The organism is Hyphomonas jannaschiana VP2, from assembly GCF_000685215.1.
GTDB classification, from domain to species: domain Bacteria; phylum Pseudomonadota; class Alphaproteobacteria; order Caulobacterales; family Hyphomonadaceae; genus Hyphomonas; species Hyphomonas jannaschiana.
The window spans coordinates 1-16953 of sequence record NZ_ARYJ01000003.1; the positions used below are offsets into that span (position 1 = coordinate 1).

Annotated in this window: 20 protein-coding genes and 2 tRNA genes; 11 read left to right on the plus strand and 11 right to left on the minus strand. The window is 60.3% G+C overall.

Annotated features, from left to right (window positions below; all coding sequences use genetic code 11):
• Positions 1-58 precede the first annotated feature (58 nt).
• From HJA_RS04725 to HJA_RS04735, 3 genes are all read right to left on the minus strand, one after another.
• Positions 59-745, minus strand: coding sequence for a Fe2+-dependent dioxygenase (locus HJA_RS04725; RefSeq protein WP_035579031.1), 687 nt, complete (start codon positions 743-745; stop codon positions 59-61).
• A 62-nt stretch (positions 746-807) separates the two neighbouring features.
• The gene (locus HJA_RS04730) at positions 808-3027 is read right to left on the minus strand and encodes a TonB-dependent receptor (RefSeq protein ID WP_051597378.1); all 2220 of its coding nucleotides are present in this window, start codon (positions 3025-3027) and stop codon (positions 808-810) included.
• Positions 3028-3228: 201 nt separating this feature from the next.
• Complete coding sequence (locus tag HJA_RS04735; protein ID WP_035579034.1) at positions 3229-4479, minus strand: acetyl-CoA C-acetyltransferase; 1251 nt, start codon at positions 4477-4479, stop codon at positions 3229-3231.
• A 176-nt stretch (positions 4480-4655) separates the two neighbouring features.
• On the opposite strand from HJA_RS04735, the gene HJA_RS04740 reads away from it, so the two are divergent.
• Positions 4656-5615, plus strand: coding sequence for an aspartyl protease family protein (locus HJA_RS04740; protein ID WP_035579038.1), 960 nt, complete (start codon positions 4656-4658; stop codon positions 5613-5615).
• Positions 5616-5670: 55 nt separating this feature from the next.
• On the opposite strand, the gene HJA_RS04745 is transcribed toward HJA_RS04740, so the two are convergent.
• Both HJA_RS04745 and HJA_RS04750 read right to left on the minus strand, forming a co-directional pair.
• Positions 5671-6558 (minus strand): hypothetical protein, encoded by an 888-nt coding sequence (locus HJA_RS04745; protein WP_035579041.1) that lies wholly within the window; start codon positions 6556-6558, stop codon positions 5671-5673.
• Between the two features lie 50 nt (positions 6559-6608).
• Entirely contained in the window at positions 6609-7445 is an 837-nt protein-coding gene (locus HJA_RS04750) for a TrmH family RNA methyltransferase (RefSeq protein ID WP_035579044.1), read from the minus strand.
• 108 nt (positions 7446-7553) lie between these two features.
• Between HJA_RS04750 and HJA_RS04755 the strand changes: the two genes are divergently transcribed.
• Together HJA_RS04755 and HJA_RS04760 are read left to right on the plus strand one after the other, a co-directional pair.
• Positions 7554-7637: transfer RNA gene (locus HJA_RS04755), tRNA-Tyr, on the plus strand.
• A gap of 25 nt (positions 7638-7662) precedes the next feature.
• A tRNA-Gly gene (locus HJA_RS04760) sits at positions 7663-7736 on the plus strand.
• A 128-nt stretch (positions 7737-7864) separates the two neighbouring features.
• On the opposite strand, the gene HJA_RS04765 is transcribed toward HJA_RS04760, so the two are convergent.
• On the minus strand, positions 7865-8191 hold the full coding sequence (locus HJA_RS04765; RefSeq protein ID WP_035579047.1) for a hypothetical protein: 327 nt from the start codon (positions 8189-8191) through the stop codon (positions 7865-7867).
• 149 nt (positions 8192-8340) lie between these two features.
• Entirely contained in the window at positions 8341-8532 is a 192-nt protein-coding gene (locus HJA_RS04770) for a hypothetical protein (protein ID WP_035579050.1), read from the minus strand.
• Between the two features lie 140 nt (positions 8533-8672).
• On the opposite strand from HJA_RS04770, the gene HJA_RS04775 reads away from it, so the two are divergent.
• Together HJA_RS04775 and HJA_RS04780 are read left to right on the plus strand one after the other, a co-directional pair.
• Positions 8673-8981, plus strand: coding sequence for a hypothetical protein (locus HJA_RS04775; RefSeq protein ID WP_155839866.1), 309 nt, complete (start codon positions 8673-8675; stop codon positions 8979-8981).
• Positions 8982-9466: 485 nt separating this feature from the next.
• Positions 9467-9913: a hypothetical protein gene (locus HJA_RS04780; protein WP_155839867.1), complete on the plus strand. Its 447-nt coding sequence runs from the start codon at positions 9467-9469 to the stop codon at positions 9911-9913.
• Between the two features lie 121 nt (positions 9914-10034).
• Here HJA_RS04780 and HJA_RS18345 read toward each other — a convergent pair whose 3' ends face one another.
• Positions 10035-10208, minus strand: coding sequence for a DUF1328 domain-containing protein (locus tag HJA_RS18345; RefSeq protein WP_034764149.1), 174 nt, complete (start codon positions 10206-10208; stop codon positions 10035-10037).
• A 145-nt stretch (positions 10209-10353) separates the two neighbouring features.
• Between HJA_RS18345 and HJA_RS18350 the strand changes: the two genes are divergently transcribed.
• From HJA_RS18350 to HJA_RS04810, 5 genes are all read left to right on the plus strand, one after another.
• Entirely contained in the window at positions 10354-10515 is a 162-nt protein-coding gene (locus HJA_RS18350) for an entericidin A/B family lipoprotein (RefSeq protein WP_081814537.1), read from the plus strand.
• 409 nt (positions 10516-10924) lie between these two features.
• Positions 10925-11791, plus strand: a complete 867-nt coding sequence (locus HJA_RS17880; protein WP_051597379.1) for a diacylglycerol/lipid kinase family protein — start codon at positions 10925-10927, stop codon at positions 11789-11791.
• Complete coding sequence (locus tag HJA_RS04800; RefSeq protein WP_051597380.1) at positions 11788-12591, plus strand: metallophosphoesterase family protein; 804 nt, start codon at positions 11788-11790, stop codon at positions 12589-12591. Before HJA_RS17880 ends, HJA_RS04800 begins: the two co-directional genes overlap by 4 nt.
• Positions 12592-12626: 35 nt before the next feature.
• Complete coding sequence (locus HJA_RS04805; protein ID WP_035579061.1) at positions 12627-12890, plus strand: hypothetical protein; 264 nt, start codon at positions 12627-12629, stop codon at positions 12888-12890.
• Between the two features lie 41 nt (positions 12891-12931).
• Entirely contained in the window at positions 12932-13441 is a 510-nt protein-coding gene (locus tag HJA_RS04810) for a Dps family protein (RefSeq protein WP_035579063.1), read from the plus strand.
• A gap of 57 nt (positions 13442-13498) precedes the next feature.
• Here HJA_RS04810 and HJA_RS17885 read toward each other — a convergent pair whose 3' ends face one another.
• From HJA_RS17885 to HJA_RS04825, 3 genes are read right to left on the minus strand one after another with little or no spacing between them, the layout of a single operon-like run.
• Complete coding sequence (locus HJA_RS17885) at positions 13499-15169, minus strand: sensor histidine kinase (protein ID WP_051597381.1); 1671 nt, start codon at positions 15167-15169, stop codon at positions 13499-13501.
• A 6-nt stretch (positions 15170-15175) separates the two neighbouring features.
• On the minus strand, positions 15176-15778 hold the full coding sequence (locus tag HJA_RS04820) for a sigma-70 family RNA polymerase sigma factor (RefSeq protein WP_035579065.1): 603 nt from the start codon (positions 15776-15778) through the stop codon (positions 15176-15178).
• Between the two features lie 9 nt (positions 15779-15787).
• Positions 15788-15979, minus strand: coding sequence for a NepR family anti-sigma factor (locus tag HJA_RS04825; RefSeq protein WP_035579067.1), 192 nt, complete (start codon positions 15977-15979; stop codon positions 15788-15790).
• Positions 15980-16151: 172 nt separating this feature from the next.
• Between HJA_RS04825 and HJA_RS04830 the strand changes: the two genes are divergently transcribed.
• The gene (locus HJA_RS04830) at positions 16152-16934 is read left to right on the plus strand and encodes a response regulator (protein ID WP_035579069.1); all 783 of its coding nucleotides are present in this window, start codon (positions 16152-16154) and stop codon (positions 16932-16934) included.
• The last annotated feature ends 19 nt before the right edge of the window (positions 16935-16953 follow it).

Sequence of the window (16953 nt, forward strand, 5' to 3'; positions counted from 1 at the left end):
GAAGAGACTCCCCCACCGGATGGCACCTGCCACTCCGGCCGCACGTGCTGGGCGGGACCTAGGCGCCCTCGGCCCAGCGGCGGATGAGGTTGTGATAGATGCCGGTCAGGCGGATGACTTCCGGGTCCTTGTGGCCCCGCTCCGCCACCAGTGCCTGAATGGACTGGTCGAGGTCGAACAGCAGAGTGCGCTCGCCATCGTCGCGCACCATGCTCTGTAGCCAGAAAAAGGACGAGATGCGCGCGCCGCGCGTGATTTCGCTGACCGAGTGCAGACTGGACGCGGGATAAAGGACGAGGTCGCCCGCTTCCAGTTTCACTTCCTGTGCCCCGAACAGGGTCTCGATCACCAGTTCGCCGCCGTCATAATCTTCCGGTTCGGTCAGGAACAGTGTGCAGGAAAGGTCGGTCCGGATGCGCTCGGAGGAGTTCTTCACCGAACGGATCGCATTGTCGACATGGGCACCGAACTGGTCGCCGACGACATAGCGGTTGAACAGGGGCGGAAACACTTTCTGCGGCAGCGCCGCCGCCAGGAAAATGGGATTGTTGCCGATGGCAATGCTGACCAGCTGCTGCGCCTTGCGGGCCGCTTCGCTCTCTTCCGGCAGCTGCGTGTTGCGCTTTGCCTCGGCGGACTGGACGCCCGCCGTGACGCGGCCATCGACCCACTCCGCCGCATCGATCAGCTGGCGGATGTCTTTCACCTGAGCTTTGGTCAGGACTTGGGGAATACAGATCAGCATGGGCGGACTCTACAGGAAGGATGAAAGGCGGCCCCGGCAAGGGCCGCCCCTCTTTCGGATGATCAGAAGTCGATGTCCAGTGTCACAAGGGCCGAACGGCCCGGCGCAACATAGGAGAACGGCGTGCCGGAGCGGTAGAGCGCGTCATAATAGAGCTCGTCCGTGGCGTTCAGCACGTTGAAGGTCACTTCCATATTGTCGGTCAGCTGGTAGCCGCCGAAGAGGTCGAAGCGCCAGTAGTCCGGCACTTCGGTTGACCCGGCCGCGACGGTGCCGCCGAACTTCTCGCTATTGTACCCGGCCGTGCCGCCGAGGTGCAGGCGGTCGGTGACCTGATAGCGGGAGGTCAGCGTGAAGCTCTGTTCCGACACGTTCGGGAACATCTCGCCGATCTGGGATTCGATGGTGCTGTCGGTCACTTCGGTTTCGAACAGGGTCAGGCCGCCGAACAGGCTCCAGTTCTCGGTGATGTTGCCGGCCACGCCGAACTCCACGCCGGTCACTTCCTGTTCCTGGACGCCCAGCGTGGTGGTGCCCCGGCCAAGCGAGATCGGCACGCCGTCGCGTGTGATCTGGAACACCGCCGCAGTCAGGTCCAGGTGGCCACCCAGATTGTACTTCGCGCCGAGTTCGAAGGAATTGTTGTCGATCGGGTCCATCGTGGTGATCCGGTCGTCACAGCCGCCATAGTCCAGCGCGAAGGCGTCGAGCTGTTCGCAGGGCGGGTTCGAGGCGGAGGAGTAGCTGGCATAGATGGAGGCATTCTCCACCGGCTTGTAGACAAGGCCGGCATGCCAGTTGAAGAAGTCGCTGTCGGCGCTGCGATCCGGTGCCGGTGTGCCGTCACGATTGGTCAGGCCGGTGACGTCGGCGGAATAGGAGTCGACGCGGATGCCGAGGAAGGCCTCCCATTGGGGGCTGAAGGTCAGCGTGTCGAGGGCATAGAGCGCGGCCGTTTCCGTCTCGATCGTCGGCCGGCCGGTCACTTCGGTATCGCTGCCCCATGGAATGGAATTGTCCGGATTGTCGAGGTTCAGCAGCGGGTTGGAGGCTTCGCCGGTGCAGGGCAGTTCGGCACATTCGGTGAAAGCGCGCTGGCGGTTCAGCGTTTCCTCACGCGACAGTTCGATGCCGGTGACCAGCGTGTGGCCGATCGAGCCTGTGTCGAAGCGGAAGGTGAACCGGCTCTGGTTCGTCCAGTAATCGGTGACAGCATCGCGGCGCTTGGCATTGGCGCTGACCGTCCGGGCGACGGGATCCGGACGTTCCGGGGCCGAAGCGGTGTAGGCATTCTTGCTCTGGCCATAGCGCAGGATCGAGTCGAATTCGACGGTGTCGGAAATGATCCAGTTTGCATTGGCGGTGTAAACATCGGCGAAGGTCTCACCGAAGTCGCGCGACAGGACGCCGTAGAAATTGTCCCGGTTCACCGCGAACGGGCGATTGTTGTCGATGTCGTAGGGGTGGCCCCAGTCGGGCATGTAGTCGGTGGAAAGATGGTAGTAATCGAAGCCCAGTGTCAGGGCGTCCGTCGGCGTCCATTCGGCTGCCGCGGCGATGCCCCAACGGTCGTTGAAGACATTGTCGCGGCCGGCAACTTCGGAATCGTGGGTCATGGCGTTCAGGCGGACGGTGAACGTGTCGGTGACTTCGTGGTTCACGTCGAGGGTTGCCCGGCGGGTAGCATCGGAGCCGAGGGTGAACTCGACATCACCCCAATCGCCCTCACCCGGCTTCTTGGAGACGAGGCTGACGGCGCCGCCGGTCGTGCCGCGGCCGCCAAAGGCCGAGGACGGGCCTTTCAGGACTTCGACCTGCTGGACGGCAAAGGTCTCGCGCGAGCCGACGCCCGGATCGCGGACACCGTCGACATAGACATCGTTGCGCGCATCGAAGCCACGGATGAAGATCCGGTCGCCGAACGCATTGCCGCCCTCGCCGGTGCCGAGCGTGATGCCGGGCTGGGCACGGAACAGGTCGCGGAAGGACTTGGCGCCGAGGTCATGCAGCGTTTCGTCGGTGATGACCGTGATGGTCTTCGGTGTGTCCAGCAGGTCTTCGGTAAAGAGGCCGCTGGCCGACCGAATGGCGCGGTAGGGCGCATCCGGGTCACCATATGGGTTGGTGTCCGCCGTAACGTCGGTCACGGTGATGGTCTCGTTGCGAAGTTCGGGCTCCTCGGACTCGTCCGCGAATGCGGGGGTGGCGGCGGCAACGGCAACAGCCGCATACATGCCGACCTGCGCGCGGAGGCTCCGCGGTTTGCGAATGGCTTTTCTCATATATCTCTCCCTGAGAACCGGTTTTGCGGTCTGAGGAGACGGCCTAATGAAAGTGAGAATGAATCGCAAGTAATAATGCAAATAATTCTCATACGCATTCGCATTTGTGGTTTTTGTGCAACCGGAACGAAAAACGCCCGGTCCGTTATCGGGACCGGGCGCTTGTCTTTGCCTGCCTCAGGCAGGGGTGTCAGCTGGCAATCAGGCGTCGAGACGCTCGATGATGATGGCCGGGGCCATGCCGCCGGCGGCGCACATGGTGACCAGGCCATAGCGGCCGCCGGAACGCTCAAGCTCGTCCAGTGCGGTGCCGATCAGGATCGAACCGGTTGCACCGATCGGGTGGCCGAGGGCCATGGCACCGCCATTGATGTTGACCTTTTCACGGTCGAGATCGAGGTCGCGGATGAACTTCTCGGCGACGACCGAGAAGGCTTCGTTGATTTCGTAGACGTCGATGTCGCCGGTCGTCAGGCCAGCCTTGGCGAGCACTTTCTTCGCGGCCGGAACCGGAGCGTTGAGCATCAGCGTCGGGCAGTCGCCCATGTTCGCCGTGGCGACGATCCGGGCGCGCGGCTTCAGGCCGTGCTTCTTCATGTAATCTTCGGACGTGATCAGGACAGCGCCGGAGCCGTCGACAACGCCGGAGGAGTTACCGGCATGGTGGACGTGCTGGATCTTGCCTTTCAGCTGCGGGTAGACCTTCTCGATCATGTTGCCATAGGTCAGGCCCTTGTCGTCGACCGGGATGTCCCAGAACATGTTGAAGACGGTTTTCAGGCCAGCGAGGCTTTCCATTGACGTGCCCGGACGCGGGAACTCGTCCTTGTCGAGCGCCAGCGTGCCGTCGCGGTTGTAGACCGGCACAACAGACTTATCGAAACGGCCTTCTTTCAGGGCGCGGTCTGCGCGCTCCTGGCTGACCACGGCCAGCTGGTCGACGGCTTCACGGGTGATGCCTTCCAGCGTGGCAATGGCATCGGCGCAGCAGCCCTGCTGGGACTGCGGGTGCAGTTCACGCAGGTGCAGGTTGCCGGCGTCCATCATCGGCGGGTTTTTCGGGTCTGCCGTAGCAGCCGTGTAGCTCATCATCTCGCAGCCGCCGGCCACGATGCAGTCTTCCATGCCCGACATGATCTGCGCCGCGGCAAGGTTCACCGTGGTGATGCCGGAACCGCAGAAACGGTCCAGCGTCACGCCGGAAGCCTTGACGTCATAGCCGGCGTCGAGCGCTGCCATACGGCCCATGTCGGCGCCTTGTGCGCCGCGCTGGCTGGACGTGCCCCAGATCACATCGTCGACCGTCGCCGTGTCGAGCTTGTTGCGCTCGGCGATCTGGCCCAGCACGGTGGCAGCCAGGTGTTGCGGGTGAAGGTGGGCAAGCGAGCCCTTGCCGACTTTGCCGATACCGCGCGGTGTACGGCAGGCATCAATGATGAAGGCGTCAGCCATGATGAGTCTCCGGTTTCCTCAGTTTGTATGCCGCGGGTTTACGCGAACGTAAGGGGCAACGGAAGTCGTGACGCCGGGGCAGAGGACCTAACGTCAATTCAGTGTGATTTTGAATATTCTATCGGGTGTGGGATATTGGCCATATGACGAGGGAGTCGAAACGCCGGGCGACCAAAATGGCGTCCGGGTGGCATGTCAAAGGTGCCTTGCTGATTTTGCTGGCCCTGACGGGTAGCCTGCCGGCGCTGGCGAGCGAGCGGCAGGTTATTCCATTCGAGGTAAATGAGTATGACCACATGGTCGTCCGGCTCGAAGTGAACGGAAACGACAAGGCGACCGGTGTCATCGACACGGCGGCGACCTTTCCGATGATCAACCGCCGGACGGCGCGCCTCGCGCAGCTGCCGGACCTGGAAGAAAACCCGCCCATGATCAATGTGCTCGGGCTGACCGGGCAGGAGATCTACCCGATCGTCGAGCTCGATACGCTGCAGATCGGGAATGTGATGAAGCGCGGCGTACAGGCGGCGCTGAATGTCGACCTGAATGTCACCGGCGCGCAGAACGTGCTTCCTGCGAATGCCTTTGAGGGCGATGTCATAGACTTCGATTTCGAGAATTTGCGCGTCATGGTCTATGACGGCCGACCGGACAGGTCTTCCCGGCTGGTGCCGAGCTCCCTGAAGTATGACGACGAGAATGGCCTTATCTTCGTGGATGTCCGAATCAATGGCCGCAAAGGCCGGGCCCTGGTCGATACCGGTTCCAGCGTCACCTTCATCAACAGCCGGTTTGCGGAATCGTCCCACACCAAAGCCAATGAAGAGAAGACCAAGATGCTGCAGGGCGCCACGGGCGGCGACCAGTCCCTGCGGATCGCGTCAGTCCGGATGCTGGCCATCGGGGATTACCGGGTTTCCGGTATCGATGTTCTGGTCAGCGATCCGCCATTGTTCGAATATCTCGGCCTTGAGGAAGAACCGGCTATGGTGCTCGGGCTGGACCTGTTGTCATCCTTCCGGCTGCAGATCGACCGTCGCCGGAACCGGGTGGTGCTCAGCATGCCGGACAGCGGCCGCTACTCCAGCGGCGTCAATCTGAACGCACGTGACACGCGGATCCCGGATTATCGTTAGCGCCTGAGACACCCGCACGCGTAAGCCTGAATGACCCCGGGCCCTTCAGGGCGTGTTAGCGCCGACGGACAAATTTGATCGCGCCGAACAGGCCCGCGAGGACTGAGCCGACACCGCCAAGGAACACGGCCAGCGGGTTGGCCTGGTCGGCAAAGGCGATGGCCCGGTTGAGGCCGGTCACCTTCACGGTGACCGTATTATGGAATGTCCGCAGCGGCACGGCCGGACCGTCATCGATGGCATAGATGTCGAAGGTCAGTTCCTGATTGCCGGCCGTCAGAGGCGTGACCGACCAGCGCCAGGTGTTTTCAGTCAGCGGGGAGATTGTCTGCTGTTCCGGCGTCATCGCCTTGATCGCAAAGCCGGAACCGGACAGGCGCGCTTCCACCGTTCTGGAAACCTGCGCCGTCCCTTCGGAGATATTGCCATGGCCCGGCAGGGCATCGACGGCGGTATCGTCGCCGGTCGCGTCGATGGCGAGCACGGCTTCGAAGGGGCGCTTGTATTCTGCGGCCGAAGGCGTCTCATGCGCGACCGGGACGGACTTCAGGCTGTTGATAAAGGCATCGGAGGCATCTGGCGCCATGACATCGGGGGCGACTGCGATGCCGGCCATGGTTTCCGTGTCCAACGCGCGCGTCTCTTCCGCGCCCTGGGTGGAGAACATCGGCTCGTCCAGCGTCGGGGCAGGAATGGAGCGGGACAGTTTCGGCGCGGAGGCCGTTTCGGCGATGATTTCTTCCTCCGGGCCAGGCGGCAGGGCTTCTGCATCAGGCAGTGCTTCGACCAGCACGTCATCCTCTATCGCCTCAGGTGCCTCAATCGGAGCGGCGGCGACCGTCATTTCGGATTTCGGGGAATACACCTCCATAAGGCGCGCCCCGCCATATCCCGCCACCAGAAGGCCTGCCAGAAGGACGAGGATCGAGAGGAATCTCAGCATGGCGAACAATGGCTCCGTTCGGTGAATCCCGGGCCGACCCTAGCAGAGGTTCAGTCGCCGGGAAAACTGTTCCGCGCTGCTTCGTAAAACGCAATTGCGGCAGCATTGGACACGTTGAGACTTTCCATGGTCGCGCTGATCGGGATGCGGGCAAGTTCGGCGCAGGCCTTGGCCACGCCGGGGCGCAGGCCGGGGCCCTCGGCGCCCAGCACGATCGCCAGTTTGCCGGCGCCTTTGACGGCCTGCGCGATGTCCGCTTCGCCCTCACCCGCCAGGCCGACCGTGTGGTACCCCGCCTCGCCGAGCTGTTCGAGCGCGCGGGAAATGTTCACAACACGCGCTTCGGCCACGGTTTCGATGGCGCCGACGGCGCTTTTGGCGACGATGCCCGTAATCGGCGGGGCGTTCCGGGTCTGCAGCACCAGTCCGCCGAAGCCGAAGGCGGCTGCCGAGCGGTAGATTGCGCCCAGATTATGGGGGTCGGAGACCTGATCCAGCACCACAATCCGGTCTACACCTTCATGGATCAGGTCTTCCAGCGCGACCGGGTCCAGCGGCTCGGCGCGCAGGGCAAGCCCCTGATGGACCGATCCGGGCGGCAGCCGGGTGTCGATGTCCCTGGCTGTCACAATATGCGGTTTCGGTGCGTCAGCGGGCAGGCGCGCTGCGGCATTTTCGGTCGCCAGCAGCTCGATCAGCTTGCGCTCAGGGTTTCCAAGGGCAGCCTCGACCGCATGGATCCCCCAGATCCAGACGCCTGAATCGTCGTTTGTGTGGCCCTTGTTGGGATGCCGGGGGCCGGGGCGGTGACCCTGCGGCGGGCTGCCGTCCTGTGGGCGTCCCTGGCGGCCTTGTGCATTTCGCCGTCTTCCATGGTTGCGCGCCATTTGGTGTTTCCTTATAAGGCCGCTTCCGGTGTGGATCGGCGGTGCTGCGGCGCCTATGTGAAGCCCCGGCCGGACGGCGTCAACGCCGTGCAGCCCGTGAGGTCCCGTGGAGGGATGGGTGAGTGGTTAAAACCGCCAGACTGTAAATCTGGTCCGCAAGGTACGCTGGTTCGAATCCAGCTCCCTCCACCACCTCATGCCGCTGCATGCTTGTGACGCGGGTATAGCACAATGGTAGTGCAGCAGCCTTCCAAGCTGAGTATGTCGGTTCGATTCCGTCTACCCGCTCCATCCTCTCAATGTGTAGCAAATGCGCCAGATTGAGGGGGTGGGACAAAGCCAGAAAGCAGGATTTTCAGAGTCGAGTTTTACAGGCGGTATTACACGCCTGTGCTTTTTCCGTTCTCAAAACTCTGAATTTATGGCGCGTGTATCGCCAGAATGCTGGTTGCCTTGTGATCCAGATAAGCCTTTTCAACCTGTTTGAATTCGTACTGAGCGAGCTTTTGAATTATGGCATGTGCCGCATGAAGAAGCGCTTTTTCGGCGTCAGGGAGAGTCCGGTTAGGGTCGTGACGGACCATGAGTTCCACTTTGGCTGCTGGGCCAATTGGCGATCCATCTGGCGCGGACAATGTGAAGTTCACCACACCTTGGTCCCAAGGGGAACTGGCGTCGCCCGGTTGCCAGGACACAGAGTACACATCTGCTGCGGTAAGAGTGCGGTCCGAGTATGGATTGCTCATTTGGGATGCTCCTTGATTCCCGTTATGGGCGTGATGGCAGATTCGGAACATAACGTAAACATGCGAGTTCAGAACCTTTGTCGAGCCCAAGCGCTTAGCCGGGAGCGCGTGACTTAATGTGTGGGCCCGTTCCGTAGGGGCGAGTGTTCCTATTGTTGATTCACAACTCGTCTTACCTCGTCCAGACTTTCAGCGACCGCAATCGAACTACCATCGCTCAGATGAATGATTGCGCCTTCGCCATCATTCACTTCATTGACTTCAAAAGTGACGATCTTGTCGATTACAACATCGACTCTTGTGTCATTTTCAATTCGTGTGAACTGGTGCGTTTTCGGCATAATCCGATCCTTGTTGAGAGTGGCATCAGCGTAAAACAGAAAAGGGGGGCGTCAACTTTTTGTTGCAAAGTCGATCTGTCGCCTTTCGCCTTTTGCGGATAGAGCTTGAAAGGCAGATACTAATTCGAGGACCATTCCGAATGCCAATGCACCCTTATGTCAAAGCCATCTACGATATTGCGGCTAGTGCGCTTGCGGGCGAGTTGTCTGATCGCGAGTTGGCAGATATGCGCACGCGGATTGACTCGCGCCTAAACGCACTTAAGCAGCCAGCGTTGCGATCTGAATATCAGGCTGCCCCCGGTGAAGATTTTGAGCACTATTTTATGAGATTCTCGATGTGGGTAAAAACAGCACTGGGAATCTTTGAGGCGAAGGGGGCCGATGTTGATCGACTGCCGCAGTTCCTACTTGAAGATGGAACGTTGCTCAGCGACTTTCTAATTTGAAAGCCATTTCGATTTTACCGCACCGTTGCCCGATGCCTTGGGCGCATCTTTCGTCTCAGTGGACCTGACCCCGGCAAGCAGGCTTCTCACAGCCTATCCGTACACAACGCAGTCGAGCGACTCTGACCGGCGGCCCACGATCCGCTCCCACTGCCTACAGGCGCGCCGCGTGAATATTTGACCACCAGCCGTTCGGGCGTGATTTCCTCATAGAAGCACGGCTTAAGCGTATCGCTGAAACGAATGGAAACCGTCTGGCCGGTGAGGTGAGCCATGACTTCCAAGCTGAGTATGTCGGTTCGATTCCGTCTACCCGCTCCAGCCTTTCACCTTCGTTCGCTCTTGCCCACCCTGTCGTCTGCAGCTTCAGGGTACCTGGGCGCTACCGGTGATGGTTGCCATGTTCAGGAAGGATGCGGGGCGGCGGTCAGGGAACCAATCCGACAATGACACGTTGTCTCAGCATGCTGACAACGGGCTGAACCATGACCTGGAGAATTGAATTAGGCGCTGCCGCAATCACCATGGGCGTTGCGCTCATGTGTGGCGCGGGCGCGGATTCCGTGCTCGGCGAGCCGCGACTTGAACGGCCTGATCACTTTACACGCGCGGACTACCAGGCGTTCGACCGGGACTTTGTATTCGATGGAGCTGTTTGCGAGGTCGGGCTGAAGCGAAAGAAAATTTGCTTCGATGCTTCACCCTTCGAAAACACCCTCGCGAAAGGCCAGCCTGTTCCATCCAGCCTGCCTGACATGCCCGCCGAATTTCCGGTGATCCTGAAGACGCAGTTGAAGGCCGACGGCCTGGAAACATGGCGCTTCGGCCGCTCGCTTGTTCTGGTCGAATCCGGGACGCGGGAAATCGCAGACGTCATGCAGCTGATGGCGCCTTATCGTGAGCACGGCGAAACTGTCGTGGCCTCCCGGTAGAGACCAATCCGCAAACTCATGTTCTGTTCAGCCGGGCCGGGCTGTTGGGACGCATCAACTCAGGGCAAAAAAAGAGACGCCGCACGGGCGCCTCTTGTTTCTTGCGTGTCGTCAGTGACCGTCAGGTGACGCTGCGCCCGTTCACCGCGCGGACCACGAAGGTCAGCACAAGGAGGGCGAGGAAGACGAAGAACAGGATCTGTGCGATGCCGGCGGAAGCGCCGGCGATACCGCCAAAGCCCAATGCCGCAGCGACAATGGCGAGAATGAAAAATGCAATGGCCCAGCCAAGCATGAGAGTCTCCTTTATTTGTTCCTGTCGGCGTTGGTGCCGATAGTCAAGTAACGGATGCAACGTAAAAGTGTTCCGTGAAAAGATTCAGGAACATTCCCGCTGGCAGGGCGTTGCTGGGGCATAGTTAAAAAGAAAGGATATATTCATGAAAACCGCCAAGAATGCCCTGAAAATCGCTGGTCTCGGTCTGTTCACTCTGATGGCTGCTGCCTGCAACACGGTTGCCGGTGCAGGTGAAGACATCCAGGCCGGTGGTGATGCGATTGAAGACTCGGCTGATGAAGTCAAGGAAGAGATGTCGAAATAAGGTTTCGGCATCGGGGAGGAAAGGGCGCGCCGGATTGGCGCGCCCTTTCTGTATGCGGAAAACAGAATGCCTTCAGGACCGGGTATGGCTGAGCAGCAGAACGGTGCCTGTCGTGTCACGCGGCGTTGTGTTTGCTCCGCCGGCGCGCAGACAGGTCAGAAAGGAAAGAACACCCGCCAGCATCAGGGCCGTTGCCGCGCTGAAGGCACGGGGTCCCTTTATCCGCGCAAAAGACCCTAAGGTCGCCTGCCAGGCCGAACGGATTGGCAGGTGGCAGATCGGGCTCAAACGGATGGGAGATGTGTTCTTCATGGCGGAGCAACGCGCGCTTCCGGCATGAGTTCCGCGCCAGCATCATGGAACATGATCTGGCATCGCGCGTTAGAGCCGTGTTGACGGAGACTCCATCATGAAATTCTCAGTGGTCATCAATCCATTGTCCCGGACCGTGCCGAAAGGCGCTGCGGACGAGATCGAGGCGGCGATACGTGCATCGGGGCACGACATTACCCGGCTGCATTGCAGTTCCGGTCAGTTGGCGAGAGGTGTCCGTGCAGCTGCCGACAACGATGCGGATGCCGTGATCGTCTGGGGCGGCGACGGCACCATTGCTTGCGCGCTGAATGCGTGCGGCGTTACCGGCCTGCCTGTTCTGGCCTTGCCGGGGGGAACGATGAACATGTTGCCGAAGCGGCTGCATGGGGATGGCCCCTGGTATGAGGTTCTGGAACGCGTCCTGTCCGGGCCGGTAAGCCAAACACTCGCGGCGGGTGATGTGGACGGCCAGCGTTTCTACATTGCGGCCCTGTTCGGCCGGCTGACCGGGCTTGCTGAGACCCGCGAAGCAGTGCGCAAGGGGGAACTGGTCAATGCCGCACAGGCGCTTGTGGAAGGTGACGTGCTGGATGTGGAAACCCGGCTCAGACTGTCCTGGACCAAAATGTCCGGCAGGCCCGGGAATACGGAGCAGACGATCAGCGCTGTGGCGGCGGCCGTCGCCCTGAACAGCAGCCCCGTGCCGGCTTTCGAAGTTGCCGCCATAGATCCGAACAACACGATGGATCTTGTTTCCACCGCGCTGGATGCGATGGTCCATGGCTGGAAAGAAGCCGGGCCCGTTGAGCATGACGTTTCCGAAACCGTCACCGTTCATGAGCTTGAAGGGGGTGATATTCCTGCGACGCTGGATGGCGAGCAGGTCAGCTTCACCTCCCCGGTTCATATTCAGCTCGTGGAAGAGGCGGCGCGGGTCCTGTGTGCGGAGACGAGCCATTGAGGCTTGTTCACCTGGCAGATATTCATTTCGGCGCGGCAGACCCGCATGTGCTTGAAGCTGCGGTCCGGACAATCGGGGATGTGGCCCCGCACATGGTCATCGTCTCCGGCGACCTGACACAGAGCGGGAAACACCGGGAATTCGAGGCCGCGGAAGAATGGCTCGGACGTCTTGGGCTGCCATGCGCCTGTACGCCGGGCAATCACGACACGCCGATGTTCAAATTGCACCACCGTGTCCTGAACCCGTTTGGACGTTATCAGAAATACCTGTCCGGCTTTGCCTTCCCCGTGCGTACCGGACCCATCCGGATTGACGGATTGAACACAGCCCGTGGGTGGCAGGTCCGGCGGAACTGGGCGGAAGGCTCTGTTGACCTGGACGATCTGGATGCGGTGCTTTCAGAAAACGCGCCGGAGAAAATCCGGCTGCTGACCTGCCACCATCCGTTTGTGCCGCCGACGGATGCGCCGCTCCATACGGAGACGCGGCGGGGCCGGCGGGCCAGCCGCAAGCTCGGTGAGAGCCCGGTACAGGTCCTGCTGACTGGCCATGTGCATGCGCCGCAGGCAGAATTAATCCGGACAACGGAAGGTGGATATGTCTCCGTGACGGCCGGGACGCTGTCGATGCGCCTGCGCGATGTGCCGCCATCCTTCAACGTCCTTGATTTTGATGGAGACATCATGAGCGTCGCTGCCTTCATCCATGATGGAAGGCGTTTCGTCCGCAAAATAAACAGTGCGTGGAATCTCTCAAGGATGGAACAGTTGCGTCCGCCGGGCGTTGTATTGGCGTGACTCTCAAGGGGGCACATCATCAAAGGAGATTTGAGATGCGTATGAAGATTATTGCTGCTGCACTTGTCGCAACCGGTGTGCTCGCTGCCTGCGACACGAATGACGGCCCGATGGAAGAGGCGGGCGAGTCGATCGATGAAGCGGTCGATAATATCGATCAGCCCGATACGATCGGCGAGTCCATCGATCAGGCAGCTGAAGATACGGCAGAGGCTGTCGAAGATGCTGCAGACGATGTGGATGGCGCTATCGACGAAACCGGTGAGGCGATGGAGGAAGCTGCCGATCCTCCGCAGTAAGATCCGGCAAATATTCACTCAGGACACGAAAGGAGATTATCATGGCCACCGAGGCCCTGAATATTAGCAAACCCGACTTCAACACCCGTAACGGTATTTCCACGGAAGACCGCAAGAAGATTGCCGATGCGCTCGGCGTTGTCCTTGCCGATACCTACATGCTGTTCATCAAGACGCAGGGCGTACACTGGAATGTGACCGGTCCGACCTTCATGGGCGTACACAAGCTCACCGAAGAGCAGTACGAGAACATGTACGAAGCCATCGACGAGCTTGCCGAACGTATCCGTGCCCTCGGCCACAAGGCGCCGGCGAGCTACACCAAATATGGCGAACTGTCGTCGATCAATGACAAGGACGAAGAGCGTTCGGTTGAGCAGATGCTGACAATGCTGATTGCAGACCACGAAACGGCCGTTCTGAACATGCGCGCTGCAACGGAGTGGTGTGAAGACAAGAACGACTATGTGACGGCAGATATGCTGACGGAGCGCATGTCCTGGCACGAGCAGGCCGTCTGGATGCTCAAGTCACTGGCTGCCGAGAAATAACAGAGAATCCGGACAACGGATCATCAAACAGGCCCCGCGCCCCTCAAAGGCCGGGGCCTATTTGCTGCCTGGCATGAATAGCGTGATACGGGTGCCTTCGCCTGGCGCTGAGTCGATTGTCAATTCTGCGTGCAGCTGGCGGGAAAAGGCTTTCATCAGTTTGGAGCCAAGGCCGACCCGTGCGCCGCCGCCTGGGTCGAAGCCGACGCCATCATCCATGACCTTCAGGATGATCCCGCCGGTATTGTCTTCTTCCAGGGTGATGGAAATCATGCCGCCTTCATCATCGTTGAAAGCGTATTTGGTCGCATTGGTTACAGCCTCGACCAGGAAAAGCGCAAACGGGATGGCATCATCTGCCGGCCGCTCAAGATCTTCGTAAGTCTGGGAGAGGCCGATATTCCGTGTTTCCGTTCCCAGCGCTTCTGCCAGGTGGTTGATCAGACCTTCGAGGAAGGGCTGCATGCTGACGAGTTCGAGACGTTCATGCTGGTAAAGGGTCTGGTGCACGATCGCCAGGGCATCGATGCGGTGCCGCGCGGCGGCAATTGCCTGGCGGGCCTCAGGGTCCTGCAGCTGGCGGCCCTGCAGATTGAGGAAGCTGGTGACAATCTGGAGGTTGTTCTTCACCCGGTGGTGAATCTCTTTCACAGCAGCGTCCCGGACACTGATGGCTGATTTCAGGTCGCTGTCGCGCTGGTCGATGTCGGCGGCCATGTCCTCCAGCGCGTCTGCAAGCTCCTTGATCTCCGCAGGCGCGGAGGCCATGGCATCGCCAGCGCGGAATGCGTAGCGGCCGGCCCCGTAAACCCGCGCGATGCGGATGAGGCGGGAAAGCCAGCGCAGGACAAGGCTGTCAATCGCGAGCCAGACGGCCAGGAGCGCAATCGAGAAAGCAAGCAGAGGCAGGCCGAAAGACGACACCGGCTGCAGGGTGAACTCGCTCCAGAAGCCGGGGGATTCCCTTGAGATCACCGCAAACACATTTGCCGGTCCGACCGGCCGGATCACCACATCCATCGGGGAAGCATCCTTCCGGCGAAGGACGAACATTTTTGATGACCGGGTTTCAGCCGCTTCAGTCACCCATTTCTGATCGATCTGAGAAAAGTGTGTAGAGCCGAAGACGCGGCCATCCCCATCAGCGATCGCAACTTCCACATCATCCGAGAGAACGCTGGCGCGGGCGAAGCTTGCAAGAGAGCGGGACCGCAGCCCGAGGGCAACCGATCCGTCGAACGTGCCGTCGGCTTTGTCCACCCGCGAGAAAATACCGAAAACCCAGTCTTCCGTAGCTTGCCCGAAGAAGGCATCGGTTCTCAGACTGGAGACTTCGTGTCTCAGTCGCTTGTTCCAGTCCATATCGGACATCGTGAAGCCGGCATCGCGGTTGGACGCACAAAGGGCTACACCGTCGGCATCGAACCGGATGATGCTTGAAAGGGCGGGAATGCTGGGGAGGAGTTTGTTGTAGACTTCCGAACAGTTGCGACTGCCGACCTCATCCTTGAACAGACCAAGCAGGAGCTCGGCCTCATCAATGGTCTGGTCGACCCCGTCAACGGAGGCACCAGCGATCAGGAGCAGTTCATTGCTTCTGGTCCTGAGCGCTTCACGTGCGTCCATATAGGCACTGGCTGCGCCTAGCAGCAGCACCGGTGTCAGCGCAATTGCCAGCGTCGCGACCAGGCGCCGCCGCAGGCTGGATGAGGCGGCCCTGTCAGGCACGCAGGGTCAGCTGCCATTCGCGGCAGAGATGGCCGCTGCCTGGTTCATGATGTCGTCGAAGGCTTCGCCCGCACTGATGTCGTCATCACTGCTGAAGCCGGTCTCGTTGTTTTCAAGCAGCTCGGCCACGGCCTTTCGGGCGCGGGAAACGCGGCTCTTGATCGTGCCGACGGCACAGCCACAGACTTCGGCAGCTTCTTCGTAGGCAAGCCCGCCGGCACCGACGAGCACCAGCGCTTCCCGCTGGTCGTCGGGCAGCATTTTCAGCGCGTTCCGGAGGGCAAGAAGGTCCAGTTCATCCCCGGCATTCGCGGGCGAAACGAGGGTTGCTTCGGCCACTTCCGGATCCAGCGATGAGCGTCTCCAGGAGCGGCGCTTCTCGGAATAGAATATGTTCCGCAGTATGGTGAAAGCCCAGGCCTTCATGTTTGTGCCTGCCTGGAAGCTCTGGCGGGCGTGCCACGCCTTCAGCATGGCATCCTGAGCCAGGTCGTCCGCGAGGGTCGAGTCACCGCAAAGACTTCGGGCAAAGGCACGAAGGTGGGGGATGAGGGACGCCAGTTCCTGTTTGAACGTGGCGTCGTCAAGCCGTTCGGTGGGTTCGCTCATACGGTTCACCTACGAAGGCTTAGACGAAGTGTCGGGGGTACGGTTACGGTCTGCCTCTTCCAGCAGGCGCATGAAGTCGTCGGGAACGCTCTCATGAGTGACGTCGTCATAAAGACGGCGGAGCTGTTCCCCCAGGCGGTCACCGCGACGCTTTCGTTCCGTATCGGCCTCCTTGCGGCCGTCGGTTCTCTTATCGTCCATAATTATCTTGCCCTAAGAAATTCGGTATCAGAGCGCGCGGAGAACGCGCTTTCCTGCCATTATAAATCCTGAATTCACCAAAGGTTCCGCGAAAAATGCAAAAAATTTGATTTTGCATGCAACCAATTCGCGGCACGCGGGTTGTTAACGCAGAGTTGATGGAGTTTTTCCCATGAGTCTTGTTAAAAATCTGGCGCCGCACCTGCCTTATCTGCGACGCTACGCCCGGGCACTTACGGGCAGGCAGGAGAGCGGCGACGCCTATATCCGAGCGTCTCTGGAGGCCCTCGTGGCCTCACCTGACAAAATGGACACCGAGGGCGACCCGCGGGTGGCATTGTATCGTTTCTTCCATGTCGTCTGGGGCTCAACCGGTGCCCAGCTTGAAGGCGGGCAGGAGGGTGGCGATGCTGCCACGGCGCGTCTGCGCAAGCTCGCCCCGATCCAGCGCCAGGCCTTCCTGCTGACGTCGCTGGAAGGATTTTCCCGGGCTGAAGCCTCCTACATTCTGGGCGTCACCGAAGGTGAGCAGGCCGAGCTTGAGCGCGCAGCGATTGCTGAAATCGAGGCCGAACTGTCTACCAAGGTGCTGGTGATCGAGGACGAACCGATCATCGCCGCGGACCTGGAAAGCCTGGTTGAGGAACTTGGTCACGAGGTGACCGGCAACGCAACGACCTATACCGAAGCCATGGCGATGGTGAAATCCAATCCGCCGGGACTGATCCTGTGTGACATCCAGCTGGCGGACGGGTCGTCCGGAATCGACGCGGCAAATGACATCCTGAAGGAAATGGATGTGCCGATCATCTTTATTACCGCATTCCCGGAACGGCTGCTGACGGGCGACCGTCCGGAGCCGACTTTCCTGATCCCGAAGCCCTTCCAGGAAAATACGGTGAAAGCGGCGATCGGCCAGGCCCTGTTCTTCCACCCGGCCCGAGAGACCGCCTGAGGCAGTTGTCACCACAATA

Excerpts from the sequence above, each read along its gene's own strand:
- HJA_RS04770 (WP_035579050.1), bottom strand. The coding sequence starts at position 8,532 with ATGCCGAAAACGCACCAGTTCACACGAATTGAAAATGACACAAGAGTC.
- HJA_RS04765 (WP_035579047.1), bottom strand. The coding sequence starts at position 8,191 with ATGAGCAATCCATACTCGGACCGCACTCTTACCGCAGCAGATGTGTAC.
- HJA_RS04820 (WP_035579065.1), bottom strand. The coding sequence starts at position 15,778 with ATGAGCGAACCCACCGAACGGCTTGACGACGCCACGTTCAAACAGGAA.
- HJA_RS04810 (WP_035579063.1), top strand. The coding sequence starts at position 12,932 with ATGGCCACCGAGGCCCTGAATATTAGCAAACCCGACTTCAACACCCGT.
- HJA_RS04725 (WP_035579031.1), bottom strand. The coding sequence starts at position 745 with ATGCTGATCTGTATTCCCCAAGTCCTGACCAAAGCTCAGGTGAAAGAC.
- HJA_RS17880 (WP_051597379.1), top strand. The coding sequence starts at position 10,925 with ATGAAATTCTCAGTGGTCATCAATCCATTGTCCCGGACCGTGCCGAAA.
- HJA_RS04825 (WP_035579067.1), bottom strand. The coding sequence starts at position 15,979 with ATGGACGATAAGAGAACCGACGGCCGCAAGGAGGCCGATACGGAACGA.
- HJA_RS18345 (WP_034764149.1), bottom strand. The coding sequence starts at position 10,208 with ATGCTTGGCTGGGCCATTGCATTTTTCATTCTCGCCATTGTCGCTGCG.
- HJA_RS04775 (WP_155839866.1), top strand. The coding sequence starts at position 8,673 with ATGCCAATGCACCCTTATGTCAAAGCCATCTACGATATTGCGGCTAGT.
- HJA_RS04745 (WP_035579041.1), bottom strand. The coding sequence starts at position 6,558 with ATGCTGAGATTCCTCTCGATCCTCGTCCTTCTGGCAGGCCTTCTGGTG.
- HJA_RS18350 (WP_081814537.1), top strand. The coding sequence starts at position 10,354 with ATGAAAACCGCCAAGAATGCCCTGAAAATCGCTGGTCTCGGTCTGTTC.
- HJA_RS04750 (WP_035579044.1), bottom strand. The coding sequence starts at position 7,445 with ATGGCGCGCAACCATGGAAGACGGCGAAATGCACAAGGCCGCCAGGGA.
- HJA_RS04805 (WP_035579061.1), top strand. The coding sequence starts at position 12,627 with ATGCGTATGAAGATTATTGCTGCTGCACTTGTCGCAACCGGTGTGCTC.
- HJA_RS04730 (WP_051597378.1), bottom strand. The coding sequence starts at position 3,027 with ATGAGAAAAGCCATTCGCAAACCGCGGAGCCTCCGCGCGCAGGTCGGC.
- HJA_RS04740 (WP_035579038.1), top strand. The coding sequence starts at position 4,656 with ATGGCGTCCGGGTGGCATGTCAAAGGTGCCTTGCTGATTTTGCTGGCC.
- HJA_RS04780 (WP_155839867.1), top strand. The coding sequence starts at position 9,467 with ATGACCTGGAGAATTGAATTAGGCGCTGCCGCAATCACCATGGGCGTT.
- HJA_RS04830 (WP_035579069.1), top strand. The coding sequence starts at position 16,152 with ATGAGTCTTGTTAAAAATCTGGCGCCGCACCTGCCTTATCTGCGACGC.
- HJA_RS04735 (WP_035579034.1), bottom strand. The coding sequence starts at position 4,479 with ATGGCTGACGCCTTCATCATTGATGCCTGCCGTACACCGCGCGGTATC.